Source organism: Lentzea indica, assembly GCF_012184385.1.
GTDB lineage: Bacteria > Actinomycetota > Actinomycetes > Mycobacteriales > Pseudonocardiaceae > Lentzea > Lentzea indica.
In genome coordinates, this window is the sequence record NZ_VSRL01000004.1 from 20,331 (window position 1) to 34,398 (window position 14,068).

Annotated in this window: 12 protein-coding genes; 7 read left to right on the forward strand and 5 right to left on the reverse strand. The window is 67.4% G+C overall.

The genetic code is table 11. The features are described from left to right. Window positions 1-41 precede the first annotated feature (41 nt). The 4 genes from FXN61_RS01895 to FXN61_RS01910 are packed head-to-tail and all read left to right on the forward strand — an operon-like array spanning window position 42 to window position 5,522. A complete protein-coding gene (locus tag FXN61_RS01895) occupies window positions 42-1,217 on the forward strand; it encodes a pyridoxal phosphate-dependent aminotransferase (protein WP_312877493.1) in 1,176 nt (391 codons plus the stop codon). Between the two features lie 29 nt (window positions 1,218-1,246). Beyond that, entirely contained in the window at window positions 1,247-2,845 is a 1,599-nt protein-coding gene (locus FXN61_RS01900) for a DUF4331 domain-containing protein (RefSeq protein WP_167969598.1), read from the forward strand. Further along, complete coding sequence (locus tag FXN61_RS01905; protein WP_312877494.1) at window positions 2,842-4,134, forward strand: tetratricopeptide repeat protein; 1,293 nt, start codon at window positions 2,842-2,844, stop codon at window positions 4,132-4,134. Before FXN61_RS01900 ends, FXN61_RS01905 begins: the two co-directional genes overlap by 4 nt. Next, window positions 4,131-5,522 (forward strand): nickel/cobalt transporter, encoded by a 1,392-nt coding sequence (locus FXN61_RS01910; RefSeq protein ID WP_312877495.1) that lies wholly within the window; start codon window positions 4,131-4,133, stop codon window positions 5,520-5,522. Before FXN61_RS01905 ends, FXN61_RS01910 begins: the two co-directional genes overlap by 4 nt. Before the next feature lie 66 nt (window positions 5,523-5,588). On the opposite strand, the gene FXN61_RS01915 is transcribed toward FXN61_RS01910, so the two are convergent. Both FXN61_RS01915 and FXN61_RS01920 read right to left on the reverse strand, forming a co-directional pair. After that, on the reverse strand, window positions 5,589-6,344 hold the full coding sequence (locus FXN61_RS01915) for an anti-sigma factor family protein (RefSeq protein ID WP_167969600.1): 756 nt from the start codon (window positions 6,342-6,344) through the stop codon (window positions 5,589-5,591). Window positions 6,345-6,550: 206 nt separating this feature from the next. Further along, the gene (locus FXN61_RS01920; RefSeq protein WP_167969602.1) at window positions 6,551-7,303 is read right to left on the reverse strand and encodes a TetR/AcrR family transcriptional regulator; all 753 of its coding nucleotides are present in this window, start codon (window positions 7,301-7,303) and stop codon (window positions 6,551-6,553) included. An 83-nt stretch (window positions 7,304-7,386) separates the two neighbouring features. Between FXN61_RS01920 and FXN61_RS01925 the strand changes: the two genes are divergently transcribed. Together FXN61_RS01925 and FXN61_RS01930 are read left to right on the forward strand one after the other, a co-directional pair. Next, window positions 7,387-8,337, forward strand: a complete 951-nt coding sequence (locus FXN61_RS01925) for an ATP-binding cassette domain-containing protein (RefSeq protein WP_167969604.1) — start codon at window positions 7,387-7,389, stop codon at window positions 8,335-8,337. Continuing rightward, a complete protein-coding gene (locus FXN61_RS01930; RefSeq protein WP_167969606.1) occupies window positions 8,334-9,122 on the forward strand; it encodes an ABC transporter permease in 789 nt (262 codons plus the stop codon). The genes FXN61_RS01925 and FXN61_RS01930 overlap by 4 nt, the downstream gene beginning before the upstream one ends. Here the strand turns inward: FXN61_RS01930 and FXN61_RS01935 are convergent. The 3 genes from FXN61_RS01935 to FXN61_RS01945 all read right to left on the reverse strand — a co-directional run bounded on the left by FXN61_RS01935 (window position 9,039) and on the right by FXN61_RS01945 (window position 12,286). Next, window positions 9,039-9,797 carry a lipopolysaccharide kinase InaA family protein gene (locus FXN61_RS01935; RefSeq protein ID WP_167969608.1) on the reverse strand — a complete coding sequence of 253 codons (759 nt, stop codon included), beginning with the start codon at window positions 9,795-9,797 and terminating at the stop codon, window positions 9,039-9,041. The two genes, FXN61_RS01930 and FXN61_RS01935, sit on opposite strands and share 84 nt — an antisense overlap. 160 nt (window positions 9,798-9,957) lie before the next feature. Next, window positions 9,958-11,397: a carboxylesterase/lipase family protein gene (locus FXN61_RS01940; protein ID WP_167969610.1), complete on the reverse strand. Its 1,440-nt coding sequence runs from the start codon at window positions 11,395-11,397 to the stop codon at window positions 9,958-9,960. A 34-nt stretch (window positions 11,398-11,431) separates the two neighbouring features. Then, window positions 11,432-12,286: a bile acid:sodium symporter family protein gene (locus tag FXN61_RS01945; RefSeq protein WP_312877496.1), complete on the reverse strand. Its 855-nt coding sequence runs from the start codon at window positions 12,284-12,286 to the stop codon at window positions 11,432-11,434. A 535-nt stretch (window positions 12,287-12,821) separates the two neighbouring features. Here FXN61_RS01945 and FXN61_RS01950 point away from each other — a divergent pair. Continuing rightward, a complete protein-coding gene (locus tag FXN61_RS01950; RefSeq protein ID WP_167969612.1) occupies window positions 12,822-13,931 on the forward strand; it encodes an HNH endonuclease signature motif containing protein in 1,110 nt (369 codons plus the stop codon). Window positions 13,932-14,068: the final 137 nt, after the last annotated feature.

Here is a 14,068-nt window from a genome sequence, read left to right on the forward strand (position 1 = left end):
TGCCCCGTTGTCGGAATCTGACCGAGGGACGGAGTGATCGCGTGCGGCATGGTGTGGACTCGGGTCTCTTCCAGCAGACCGCGCACAGCCCGTCCTATTTCGAGCTGTCGCGGACCGGTGCCGGGGAGCTCGTGGACTTCTGCATCCCGTGCAATCCGTATTTTCCGACGCCCGAGATGTTCGAGCTGCTCTCGAAGAACCTGGAATCGGTCCTGAAGTTCTATCCCAGCGACGCGTCCAAGATCGCGCAGCAGCTTTCCACCGTGCTGGGGCTCAACCCGGCCACGATCGCGATGTCGAACGGATCGACCGAGCTCATCACGTGGATGGACCACATGTGGATCCACGAGAGCATCGCCATCCCGATCCCCACCTTCGGACGCTGGACCGACCAGCCGATGGAGAGCAACAAGCGCGTCGACATGTTCCTGCTCCAGGAGAGCAACAACTTCGAGCTCGACATCGACGAGTACATCAAGTTCATCCGCACGCGCGGGTCGCGGACGGCCGTGATCTGCAACCCGAACAATCCCGACGGCGGCTATCTGCCGCGCCGGGAGATCGTCCGGTTCATGGACGAGCTCGCCGACCTGGACCTCATCGTGATCGACGAGTCGTTCATCGACTTCGTCGAGGTCGAGCGCAATCCCTCCGTCGCAGCCGAGGCGTCCATCCGGCCCAACGTGGTCGTGCTGAAGAGCCTCGGCAAGAACTTCGGCCTGCACGGCATCCGGTTCGGCTACCTGGTCGCGAATCCGGGGCTCGCCGGCAAGATGCGGCAGACGCTGCCGAAGTGGAATCTCAACTCTCTCGCGGAATCCGTCGTGTTCATGCTGGCCGAGCACGAGGGCGAGTACGCCGAGAGCCTGCGACTGCTCAGCCGTGACCGCTACCGCATGGGCATGGAGCTGTCGCGCATCCCTGATCTGACCGTGTACTCGTCGCAGGCCAACTTCCTGCTGGTCAAGCTCGGCGGCGGCATGGACGGCCGCGAGCTTCGCGACCACCTGCTGTCCCGTCACCAGGTCTTCATCCGCGAATGCGGCAACAAGCTCGGCATGAGCAGCCGGTTCGCGCGCCTGGTGGTGCGGCCGGAGCAGGACGTCGACCGCCTTGTCGAAGGCATCCGCGACTTCACCCAAGCGAGGTGGACGACAGACCACGCAAGCCACACGAGCCATGCCAGCGAACCGTCGCTGCTCATGCACAGCGCCTGATGTCACGTTTCCCGAAAGGTTGCCCAGAGATGTCATCACCGCACGTCCTCAGCGGTCGGCGCGGCCAGGTGGCTGCGGCCGCGCTGGTGGCCGCCACACTGCTCAACGCGGCCATGTTCGGCGGTACCAACGCCACCGCCTCGTCACACCGCGAGGCCCCGCTCATCGCGGGCGATCCGGCCGTGGACAACACGGACCTCTACGCGTTCGTGAGTCCCGACCACAAGGACACCGTCACGCTGGTCGGCAACTGGTCCGGGTTCCAGGAACCCAACGGCGGCCCCAACTTCTTCCCGTGGGCCCAGGACGCGCAGTACGACTTCAACATCGACAACGACGGTGACGCGAAGGCGGACATCGTCCTGCGCTGGCAGTTCCACAACGACGACCGGCGCAAGAACACCACGTTCCTGTACGCCAACGGTGTCGTGGACTCGCTGGACGACGAGAACCTGTTGTTCCGGCAGCGCTACAGCATCGAGGCCATCTACGAGAACGGCCAGAAGGTCCAGCTCGTCAAGGACGCCCCGGTGGCGCCGTCCCCGAACGGTCCCGCGTCGATGCCGGACTTCAAGAAGCTGCGCGACCAGGCGACCGTGCAGATCCCCGGCGGCGGCAAGGTCTACGTCGGCCCGTCCGAGGACGCGTTCTTCGCCGACCTGAGGGTGTTCGACCTGCTCTACGGCGGCAACCTGAGCGAGGTCGGCCAGGACACGCTGCGCGGCTACAACGTCAACACCATCGCGCTCCAGCTGCCCAAGCAGGCGCTCGCGCTGAAGAACGACGCGAACCGCAACCCGAACATCGGCATCTGGAGCACCACGCAGCGCCGGTCGCTCAAGCTCTCGCCGGGCAAGGCGGAGGCGCAGGGCGACTTCGTGCAGGTCTCGCGGCTGGGCAACCCGCTGGTCAACGAGGTCGTGGCTCCCGCGGGCCTCAAGGACGCGTTCAACGGCCTGCGCCCCGACCAGGACGCCGGCGTGAAGGAGCTCGTGGACCGGGTCAACAACCCCGAGCTGCCGAAGCTGATCGAGGGCATCTACAAGATCCCGGCTCCGAAGGGTCCGCGCGACGACCTGGCCGAGATCTTCCTGACCGGTATCACGAAGAAGCTCGGCGGACAGATCAACGCCGATCTGAACTCGCAGGTCAACAACGCCGACGTGGACCAGAAGCGGTTCCGCCCGGCGGAGATGCTGCGGCTGAACATGTCGATCAACCCGAACGCCAACCCGAACCGCCTCGGTCTGCTCGCCGGTGACACACAGGGCTTCCCCAACGGCCGCCGCCTCACCGACGACGTGGTGGACATCGCCGTCCAGGCGATGGAGGGTGCCGCGGCCTCCGGCAAGCTCGTCGACGCGCTCGCCACCGGTGACAAGGTCGACGCGAACGACCAGCCGTTCGAGGCGGCGTTCCCGTACGTGGCTCTGCCCCGCAACGGCACCGCCGTCAACGCTTCCGGCAACACGGCGAACGTCGCGGTCAACCCGGTCGGCAAGATCGGCAACCTGGACCCGATGGCGATGACCACCGCGGTCGGCTCCGCGTTCGTGTTCGGTGCGGGCTTCTTCTTGTGGCGCAAGCGTCAGCAGCAGATCCGCAAGTACGGGTCGCACTCGAAGTGAAGTACCAACAACGGCAGGCCGTCGCGGTGGTTCTCCTGGTCACCGCGGCGCTTGCCTACCTAGCCGCCTCCGGTCCTGCCGACAGCAGGGCCGGGGGCGAGCCCCCTGTTCCGGCTGTGGCGCAGCAGAACCAGATGCACCGCGTGGTGCACCAGCTGCAGCAGCGACTGCACAGTGTTCCCCAGGACACGACTTCCTGGGCGCAGCTCGGTGCGTCCTATGTGGAACTGGCGCGCGTCACGGCCGACCCGGCGTACTACGCCAAGGCCGAGGGCGCGCTGAAGAACGCGGGCGACACGGGCCTCGCCGCCATCGGCATGGGCACGCTGGCCAACGCCCGCCACGACTTCCACGCCGCCCGCGACTGGGCGACGAAGGCTCTCACCCAGCTTCCGCGGTCAGCGGAGGCTTATGGCGTTCTGGCAGACGCGTTGACGCAGCTCGGCGACGACGCGGGTGCCCAGGACGCGGTGCAGAAGATGCTGGACATCAAGCCCAACACCGCATCCTTCGCCCGCGCTTCCTTCCACTTCGAGCTCCACGGCGACGTCGACGGCGCCCGCGACGCGATGCAGCGCGCGCTCACCGCGGCGGCGACACCGGAGGAGGTCGCGTTCTGCCGCTACCGGCTGGGCGAACTCGCGTTCGACCACAACCGGCTCGACGAAGCCGCACAGCACTACGAGCAGGGACTGGCGGCGAGAGGAGACGACATGACTCTCACTCAGGGCAAGGCCAAGGTCGCGGCGGCACGGGGTGAGACCCCGGTGGCGCTGGAGACCTACCGCAGGCTGGTGGCTCGCGCGCCCCTGCCCCAGTACCTGCAGGAGTACGCGGAGCTGCTGGAGGCCGGCGGCAAGCAGGACGAGGCCGCCAAGCAGTACGACGTGCTGTCCGAGCAGCAGCGGCTGATGGAGTCGCAGGGAGCTTCCGACGACCTGGCCGCGGCGCTGGTGGCCGCGGACCGCGGTGACGCCATGCAGGCGCTGCGGAGGGCAGAGGCCGAGTGGAACCGCCGTCAGAGCGTGTTCGTGGCCGACGCGATGGCGTGGGCGCTGCACGTGAACGGCCGTGACGCCGAGGCGTTGAGCTACTCGGACCGTGCTGTGGCCCTGGGCTGGCAGAACGCCACGTTCTCCTACCACCGCGGCATGATCCTCGCGGCGTTGGGCCGGATAGCGGAGGCTCAGGAGGCGCTGGTGCAGGCGTTGCGGCTCAACGCGAACTTCTCCCCGCTCCAGGCGCTGAAGGCGGGTCGCAAGCTCGCCGAGCTGCGAGGCGGCCGGTGAGTCTTTCCGGCTGGGTCGTGCGCCCCGTCCTGGTGGCCGCCCTGCTGTTCGCGGGCGTCTTCTTCATCAACGGCGAGGCGTTCGGCCACCCGCTGGGCAACTTCAGCGTCAACCACTACCACGGGCTGCACCTGCACCCGGATCGCATCGACCTCAGATCCGTGGTCGACGTGGCGGAGATCCCGACGCTGCAGGAGAACCTGAAGACCCGTGACGCGAAGCAGTGGTGCGACGAGGTCTCCAGGACCGATCGGTCCACAGTGGACGGCCGGCGGATCACCTGGTCGCTCTCCAGCGCCACCAAGGAACATCCCGTCGGCCAGGCCGACCTCATCACGACCAGGCTGGTCTGCGACTTCACCGCCAAGGTCGACCTCGACCGGCCGGCCAGGCTGGAGTTCCGCGACGAGTCGAACGTCGACAGGGTCGGCTGGCGCGAGATCACCGCGGCCGGCACGGGGATCAGGCTGACGGACTCGTCAGTTCCCACCGAGAGCATCAGCAACGAGCTCCGCGCGTACCCGGAGGACCTGCTCAGCAACCCGATGGACGTCCGGGCGGTCACGTTCAACGCCGAACCGGGCAGCGGGTCAGAGCCGAAGGAGGCCTCCGGCTCCCCCATCCAGTCGTTGAGCGTCACGGCGGCCGCGTTGAACGACATCCTGGGCAGCGACGACCTCACGCCGTGGCTCGGGTTCCTGGCTTTGCTGCTGTCGTTGGTGCTCGGCGCGTCGCACGCGGCGTTGCCCGGTCACGGCAAGACGCTCATCGCCGCTTATCTCGCCGGCCGTCAGGGCACGCCGAAGGACGCGTTCATCGTCGGTGCCTCGGTCACGGCCACGCATACCGGTGGCGTGCTGGTCCTGGGCCTGATCATCAGCGCCTCCAGCGCACTGGCCGGCGAGCAGGTGCTGCGCTGGCTCGGCCTGATCAGCGGTGTGCTGATCGCGGTGATCGGCGTGATGCTGCTGCGCTCCGCCGTCACCCGTGAACCCGCGCTCGCCGGCGTCGGACACGGGCACGGCCACGGACATGGGCACGGTCATGGCCACGGACACGGTCATGGGCACGGCCACGGGTACAGCCGCGCGAGCCTGATCGGCATGGGCGCGGCCAACGGCCTGGTCCCGTCACCCTCCGCGCTCGTCGTCCTCCTCGGGGCGATGGCCTTGGGCCGAACGTGGTTCGGCGTGCTGCTGGTCCTCGGTTACGGATTCGGCATGGCCGCCACTCTCACCGCGGTCGGACTGCTGCTCGTGAAGGCCCGTGAACGCGTCGAGAGAATCCTGGACGGCCGTGCCACCCGTGCGCTCTCGCATTACGCACCCGTCGGCACAGCCGCGATGGTGATCCTCGTCGGAGCATGGCTCACATTGCAGGCCGTCTGAATTACATCAATGTAAGTAGAAGGGCCCGCATTCTGATGAATGCGGGCCCTTCGTCCGTTTCCGTCCTTACAGGTTCGCCACCACGAACGTCTTGCCCTCCGCGTTCTCCACCAAGATCGACTTCACCTTGTCCGGTGGCACGCTGACCATGACCCGCACCTTGGAGCCGTCGACCCGCTGCTTCTCGGTCGTGGTCCACGCGTGGGCCTCGGTCCTCGTGCCGTCCGTGCCGACCACGATCAGCTTGCACTTCTGCGCGGCAGGCAGACCGTCGATGTCGGCGGCCACCAGGTAGCGGTCCTGCGATGACGGCGAGATCTCCGCCACCATCTTGATCCCGCCCGCCGTCGCCTCGCCCGTGCGAGGTCCGGCGATGGACGTTCCCGGCGTCTGGTTCTGCATGAACACCGCAGCGCCACCGAACGCCACCACCGCGGCTACAGCCGCGGCGGCGAGGTAGCCCGGCCAGCGCCGGGGCTTGGCGTGCTGCGGATCGGGAAGGTCCTCCACCGGCACCGGACTGGCTCTGGGACGTTGATCCGCCACCCGCGGCTGCGGGATGACGGACTCGTTCCGGATCTGCCGCAGCGCACGCTGCAGCACCAGATCCGACGGCTTGGGCAGGTCGGCTTCGAGCTCGTGCAGGAACACCTCACGGGGCACCTCGTCGAGCACCTTGCGGATCCGATGGAAGTCGGCGACCTGCGCACGGCAGGACGGACAGCCCCTCAGGTGCTGCTCCACGCCACGACTCTCGTGCGCGTCCAGAACGCCGAGCGCGTAGCAGCCAAGGGTGACCGCGTCGTGCGCGCCAGCTGTCATACGACCTCCTCGTCGTCCCGATTCGACCCCCGCGGCGAAACGGTGTCATAAGGAAAACGCGCAGATAGGAGTGGTCGGTTCATCCCGAGAACGAGTTCATTCTGATTGCTCATAACAATGGCATTACGTAACCGCGCAACTACGGTTCATGGGCTGTCTGAGCTGGGCTTTTCACTCGATCGGACGACTCAAGTCGTCTTGTATGGCTACAGGCACGTCTCTCGACGAACCAGCGGTCGGTCCTCGGCGTCGATGAACACCGCGAGTCCGTCCAGCACCCGCGCGAGACCGAACTCGAACTCGTCCAGTGGGCGTTCGAAGCCGCCCGAGTTCCATATGTGCGTCATCATCGGCAGGCGATCCGGCGTGAAGTGCTCCCAGAGCGCCTCCCTGCCGTTCCACCAGTCCTCCTCCGACACCCCGGTCTCCCGTTCGGACCGCACGCGGTCGGCCATCGTCCGGCCGACGCCGTCGACGAAGTGGGCAACCGTCGTCACCACCGCCACGATCTCCTCCGACCGCAGCCCCAGTTCGGAGACTGCGGCGTAGGCCGCGTCCTGACGCGTCATCGCGTGCGGGCCGGGCATCCGCCGCGAGGTGGTCAGCTGCAGCATCCACGGGTGCGCGCGGTACATCGACCACATCTGCCGCGCGAAGAACTCCAGCCCCTCCCGCCACGGCCCAGCCGGAGCGTGCTCGGTCTCGCCCCACACCGCGTCGACCATCAGGTCGAGCAGCTCGGACTTGCCGGGCACGTGCCGGTACAGCGACATCGTGGTGAAGCCCAGCGTCTCGGCGACCCGGCGCATGGTGAGCGCGTCGACGCCCTCGGCGTCGGCCACCTTGATGGCCGCGTCGACGACCCGCGCCCTGGTCAGCGCCGCCTTGGGCTCTCTCGCCGTCTGGGCGTCGGGTTCCCACAGCAGACGCACGCTCCGGTCCCGGTCGCTCTGCTTCACCCAGCCCCCTCTTTCACAACCAGCTTGCCTGTGAATCCTAGTACCGTGTACAACGTACACCTGGTGTACGACGTAAACAGCGCATGGGGGTGAACGTGGGACACGCGGTGCTCGCGGAAGGCCTGCACAAGAGATTCGACAAGAAGGCGGCGCTGGACGGCTTCGACCTGGCAGTGCCGGCGGGAACGGTGTGCGGGCTGCTCGGCCCGAACGGCGCGGGCAAGACGACGGCGGTGCGCATCCTGGCCACGTTGCTGCGACTGGACGGCGGCCGCGCCGAGGTGGCGGGCCACGACGTGGTGCGGGAGGCGCCCGCGGTGCGCCGTCAGGTGGCGCTGAACGGCCAGCAGTCCACCGTGGACGACGTGCTGACCGGCAGGGAGAACCTGGTGATGTGGGGGCGGCTCTACCACTTCTCCAAGCGGCAGGCCGAGGCTCGGGCGGACGAGCTGCTGGAGCAGTTCGGGCTCACCGACGCGGCGGGCAAACGGGCCAAGCACTACTCGGGCGGCATGCGGCGGCGCCTGGACCTGGCGTCGAGCTTCATCACGCGGCCGTCGGTGCTGTTCCTGGACGAGCCCACGACCGGCCTCGACCCGCGCAACCGCGGCGAGGTGTGGCGGGAGGTGAAGCGGGTCGTCGCGGAGGGGACGACGGTGCTGCTCACCACCCAGTACCTGGACGAGGCCGACCAGCTTGCCGACCAGATCGTGGTGCTGGACACCGGCCGGGTGGTCGCGCAGGGCACGCCGGACCAGCTCAAGTCCAAGCTCGGCGGCGACCGGATCGAGGTCGTGGTCAGGACCTCCGAGGAGCTGCCGGTCGTTCGTGACGTGCTCGGGCCGGACGCCGAGGTGGACCCCGACGCGTTCAGGGTGAGCGTGGCGGTGGCCGACCGGGTGGCGGCGCTGACCCGGCTGACGTCGGCGCTGGCGGCCAAGGGCGTGGAAGCGGAGGACATCGCACTGCGCAGGCCCACTCTGGACGAGGTCTTCCTGGCGATCACGGGACACAAGGCGGAGGAACGCGCGTGAACGCGGTGCGATTTGCAGCGATCGACTCGTGGGTCGTCGCCAAGCGGGACCTGATCCACTGGGTGCGCGAGCCGGTCAGGGTGTTCGCGAACCTGGCCTACCCGATCATCTCGGTGCTGATCTTCGGGTTGGTGTTCGGCAGCGCGATGAACGTGTTCGGCGGCGGCGACTACATCGAGTTCCTGCTGCCGGGCATGTTCGGCCAGACCATCGCGTTCGGTGTCGGCACCACGCTGATGATGGTGTCGATGGACGCCGACCGCGGCGTGACGGACCGGTTCCGGGCGTCCCCGATGTCGCAGACCGGTGTGGTGGCCGGGCGCAGCATCGCCGACCTGGTGAACTCCTCGCTGGAGCTGCTGGTGCTGGCGCTGTGCGGCCTGGTGATCGGCTGGTCGTTCCACGACGGGCTGCTCAACGCGCTGGTCGCGTTCGCGTTGTTCCTGTGGCTGCGGTTCGCGCTGGTCTGGGTCGGCATCTACCTCGGCCTGCTGGTGAAGCCGGAGGCGGCGCAGGCGTCGTGGATGTTCCTGTTCCCGCTGACGATGTTCGCGAACACGTTCGTCTCACCGGAGCTGATGCCGGGCTGGCTGCGGGCGGTGTCCGAGTGGAACCCGCTGTCGTCGACCGTGGCGGCGGCGCGTGAGCTGTTCGGCAACCCCGGCGTCGGCGGCGACTCGTGGGCGGCGCAGAACTCGCTGCTACTGGCTGTGTTGTGGCCTGCGGTGTTCGTGGCGATCTTCTGGCCGCTGTCGGTGCTGAAGTACCGCAACCTCAGCCGTTAGACCGTCAGATTCCAGGATGGCTGTCCGGAACTGGTCGGCGAGCCAGCTCGCGAGGAGCCGCCGCCAGTTCCGGACCCTGGCCAGCATCTCCGGCTTGAGCGTCGTGTCGTCCTCCCACTCCTGCCAGTCCTCGCCGGAGAGCCAGCCGATGCAGCCCGCTATCCGGTGCACGCGCAGCAGGTTCAGGTCCGGCGTGTGGCCGTAGCCGGCCCAGAACGCAGGGGGCAGCACGGTTCCGTGCAGGTAGAGGTGTTCCTCGAACGCGGCGAGCTCGTCGAGCGGGTTGCCCTGTCCCGGGTTGTCCCAGTCGATCAGCGTGGCTTTCCCGTCGCCGACGATGATGTTGTAGAGGTTCACGTCGTTGTGCAGCAGGCCGATGCGGTGGATCTTCCGGAACGCCCGGCCGATGCTCCGCCAGACCTCTTCGGACACCGGCAGCGCGTCCGCGAGCGTCCGGCCCTCGACGTACTCGACGAGCACGTCACCGCGGCCGTTGTGCGCCAGGACCTCCGGTGCGCCGGGCACGACGAACTTCGGCAGGTCGCGTGCCACCTTCGGTTGCCGCAGCACGGCCTTGCGCCCGTCGGCCAGCGTCACGAGGTGCAGGACGTTGGTGAGACCTTCCCCTTCCAGCGGTTCGACGCGGACGGCGGTCTGCAGCAACGGAAACAACACCCACCTCCAGTGGCAATGGTCTAACACACGACACATCGGCCAGTGAAGGAACTCCTCTGCCGAGGTGACCAACGCCCGTGGCGGAACCGCCGGTGTCGCTTGCGACCCGTGTTACCACCAGCCGTGCGACGGGCGAGTGCCGCCACGGGCGCTCCTTGTCCTAGGAGGACCAGAGGTCGCACCGGTAGTCCGCCGGTGCGACCTGCTCGGTCGCGAACAGCCGGACGTCCTGGCGTGACCAGCCGGGATGTCCGGTCTTCGCGAACCTGGTCCACACCTCGACCATCTCGTCCGACAGCTCCTGCTGCCTGTCGGTGAGCTTGGTGTTGCCGTACCTCAGGAGGAACGGCAGCTCCGACCCGTGGTAGGCGCCGTACGGGAACTCCGGCATGCCCTGGAAGATCATCGGCGGCTCGGGTTCAGCGAACTCGTAGCCGAACGCCCGTGTCTGGTTCCTGAGCTCGCCGGTCGTGCAGGCCGAGGTCATCGCGGTCAGTGCCGCGGACAGCTGGACCCGTTCGTCGCCGCCCTTCGGCGGGTATCGCTCCAGGATCCGCTCGGCCTTGGCCGCACCGAAGCCGTCGGTGAGCGCTTGCTCGTACCCGTTGGCGTCGAGCCGCGGGTAGAACATCGCCACGAACACCGTCAGCTCGTCGCGCGTGGTGCCGGCGAGCACGGGGATCTTGTGGAAGTGACCCTGCTGGAGTGCCGTGATCGGGTTGTACGGCAACGCTTCCGTGTCGTACGCGGGCGCCGAGAACTTCGGTGTCAGCGCTTTGACCTGCTGGACGTTCAGTTGCCGCAGGCACTTCAGGTCCGTGCAGCCGTGTGGTGCCTTCACGCCGGCCTGCTCGACGTCCTCGCGTTTCGCCCAGGTGTGGTGGACCTGGTTCTCCCCCGCCGGAATCCCGAGCTGGCACGGTCCGCTCTGGATGATCGCCCGGTGGAAGAGGCCTTGTGTTCGTGGCGAGGTCAGCTGCGCGCACGTCGACAACCCGCCCGCCGACGCCCCGAACAACGTGACGTTGTGCGGGTTGCCGCCGAACTGCCTGATGTTGCGCTGCACCCACTCCAGGGCTTTTTGCTGATCCTTCAGTCCGAACGCGCCCGATCCCTCGAGACCGGGGAACCCGAAGTATCCGAACGCGCCGAGCCGGTAGTTGACCGTGACGACGACAGAACCGTTGCGCACCAACTGGTCCACGCCGTAGTCCGACCCGGCGCCACTGGTGAAGCCGCCACCGTGGATCCAGACCATGACCGGCCGGTTGGCGGCCTGGAGCGGTGCGGTGACGTTGAGGTACAGGCAGTCTTCGCTGTCGCTGGCAGGACTGCCGAGCCCTTCGTCCTGCGCGCACCTCGGCCCAGGCGCGTCAGTTTTGAGGACGCCTTGCCAGGGCTTCACGGGCTGCGGGTCACGCCACCGGTTGTCCCCGGTCGGCGGCGCGGCGAAAGGGATGCCCTGGAAGGCGCGCTGGGCGTTGGTGATGGTTCCCGACACGAATCCGGTGTCGGTGCGGACGGTCGTTCCCGCGGCATGGGCGGGAACTGCGGTTGCGGCAACGAGAACGGCCGCTATCAAGGTTGTGGTTGAACGCATGTCGCTGATCAACCTAGCCGCACGCGCAACTGCTTTAGACCACAGCCTTCTTGCGCGACAACAACCGTGCCGCCACCGCCGCAGGCACGTACATGAGAACCCCGTAGACGGCAGGCGGAATCGCCATCGTCTCGTTGTCCAGCACCGTCAGCGCCAAAGTGATCGCGATCGTGGCGTTGTGGATCCCGATCTCCATGGCACTGGCGATCGACTCCTTCTCCCCCACCTTGAAGGCCTTCGGCACGTAGTAGCCGATCAGCAGGCTGAGGATCGACAGGAGCAGCGCCACCGGCCCGAGCGTGCCGATGTTGTCGACGAGCTGCTGGAACGCCGAGGCGATCGCCGCCAGGATCACCAGCACCAGCACGACCACCGACGCGATCCGCACGGCCCGCTCCATCTTGAGCGCCCACGCCTCGAACCGCTTCCGCACCCACATGCCGATCGCCACCGGCACGAGCACGATCGCGAACACCTGCACGAACTTGGCCGGCTGCAACCCGACAGCGCCGTCGTCCTGCATGAAGTGCGCCATGCTGAGGCCGACCACCACCGGCAGCGTGAACACCGCCAGCACGGAGTTGATCGCCGTCAGCGTGATGTTGAGCGCGACGTCACCACCCGCGAGGTGGCTGAAGAGGTTCGCCGACGTGCCGCCGGGCGAGGCGACCAGCAACATCATCCCGACCGCCAGCACGCCCTTGAGCCCGAACGCGAGAACCAGGCCCAGACAGATCGCCGGCAGGACGAAGACCTGGCAGACCAGTGCGATCACCGCGGCTTTGGGGTACTTCGCGACCCTGGCGAAGTCCGCGACGGTGAGCGTGAGGCCGAGGCCGAACATGACCAGGGCCAGCGCCACTGGCAGGAAGATCTGGGCGACGAGCACGGCGGCCTCCGCGGATGTCCGGCTTGTGAAGTTTGATCTGTTGCGCAGATCCTGGCGTTACGCCGGGCCCGATGGAATCGGCCAGGTGGCGGCAGCAGTCGAGTGTCAGACCCCGTGAGTATCGTTGGAAAGCGGGGGATCCCACGACGCGGGGGACGCCTGCGTCAGCGCGCGGTCGTTCCGGTTGCGGGGTTGCGTGTGGCCGGTCCCGTTGCGTTGGGGAGACGAGTCGGGTTGCGTAGGGCCGTTCCGGTTGCGTAGGGCGGCACGGCTTCGCCTTTCGCCGACCCGGCACATGCCCTCCTTCGTCGGGCGTGCGCCGGAACGAATTTCTGTGGCCGATTTCCGTAGGTGGTTGCGGGTCGTGGTCAACGTGCGTGCAGAAAGCTTCCTGTTGCGTGCGTGGTTGCTAGTGGTTGCGTATGTCTAGAGAGATGGCACATAACGGACCCTATGAAGTTTGACCACTCGGTTCACCTGATCGTGTAGTGCTTGACGTGCGGTTACGTCGTGATCTTGCGGTAGGTTCGAACACGTGAACGAACCGGACTTCCGCCTCCTGCCCACCGACGAACTGCTGGCAGCAGTCGTCGGAGACGTGCTGGAAATTCGCGTTCTCGAAAACGCCATGATGCACAAGATCGCCGAACTGGAACACCGCGGTGCAGCGGCCGAACTGGGTTACAAGAATCTGCCTCAGGTATTGCGACATGCCGTTCGGTGGGATCTGAAGACCGCCCGGCAGTGGCACGAACGCGCCCGGCTGCTGAGCCGCGAGATCACCCCGACCGGCACTCGGCTCGACCCCGAGCTGCCCGTCACCGCCGACGCCGTGGCCGAAGGCGCCCTGTCCGGCGAGCACATCACCGCGGTCGCCGAGGTGATGAAGGATCTCCCGCCCGAGGCAGAACAGCCCGTGGTGGAGTTCGCCCGCGAGCACGAGCCCAGCGCCGTCCGTTCCTTCGGCAAGGAGCTGGCCTACCGTCTGCACCAACAGGACGCGGAACCACGCGAGCCCGAGCCGAAGCGGCCGACGAACCAGCTGCGCCTGCGCTGGACCGACGACCAGCTGGAGGTGTGGGCCAAGCTGGACAAGGTCACCGGCGCCAAGTTCGAAGCCATGATCGACCCACTGGCCAAGCCTCGCCCCGACACCGCCGACGAAGGCCCGGACCTGCGATTCCGCGCCGAACGCGAGGGCGACGCCTTCGCCGACCTGATCGACATGATGGCCCGCGCCGACCAGCTGCCGGAGCACGGCGGCGAACCAGCCCGCCGACTGGCCTGCAACGCCGGCGTCATCCCGATCGTCCTCGGCAGCCGTTCCGAACAGACGAACATCGGGCGCAAGTCCCGCACCTTCCCCGCCGCGATCCGCCGCCTGCTGGTCGCCAGGGACAAGGGCTGCGCCTTCCCCGGCTGCACCAGACCGCCCAAACACTGCGACGCCCACCACATCAGACACTGGGCCGACGGCGGCGACACCTCAGTCGACAACGCCGTCCTGCTCTGCCGCCACCACCACACCCTGATCCACCACAGCGGCTGGCAGGTCACGATGGTCGCCAACATCCCGATCTTCACCAAGCCCACCTGGCTGGATCCGAACCGAACCCCTCAACGCAACCTCCTCCACGCCGTCTGACGCGCCACGGCAACTCAAGCTCATCCACGCCGCCCGACACGCCACCAGCAAACGCAACCTCCCCCACACCGCCTGACACCACCGGCAACGCAAGCTCATCCACGCCGCCTGGCGCCACTGGCAACACAGGCTCGTCC

Coding starts and splice junctions, on each gene's coding strand:
- FXN61_RS01900 (WP_167969598.1), top strand. CDS start 1,247: ATGTCATCACCGCACGTCCTCAGCGGTCGGCGCGGCCAGGTGGCTGCG.
- FXN61_RS01915 (WP_167969600.1), bottom strand. CDS start 6,344: ATGACAGCTGGCGCGCACGACGCGGTCACCCTTGGCTGCTACGCGCTC.
- FXN61_RS01925 (WP_167969604.1), top strand. CDS start 7,387: ATGGGGGTGAACGTGGGACACGCGGTGCTCGCGGAAGGCCTGCACAAG.
- FXN61_RS01940 (WP_167969610.1), bottom strand. CDS start 11,397: ATGCGTTCAACCACAACCTTGATAGCGGCCGTTCTCGTTGCCGCAACC.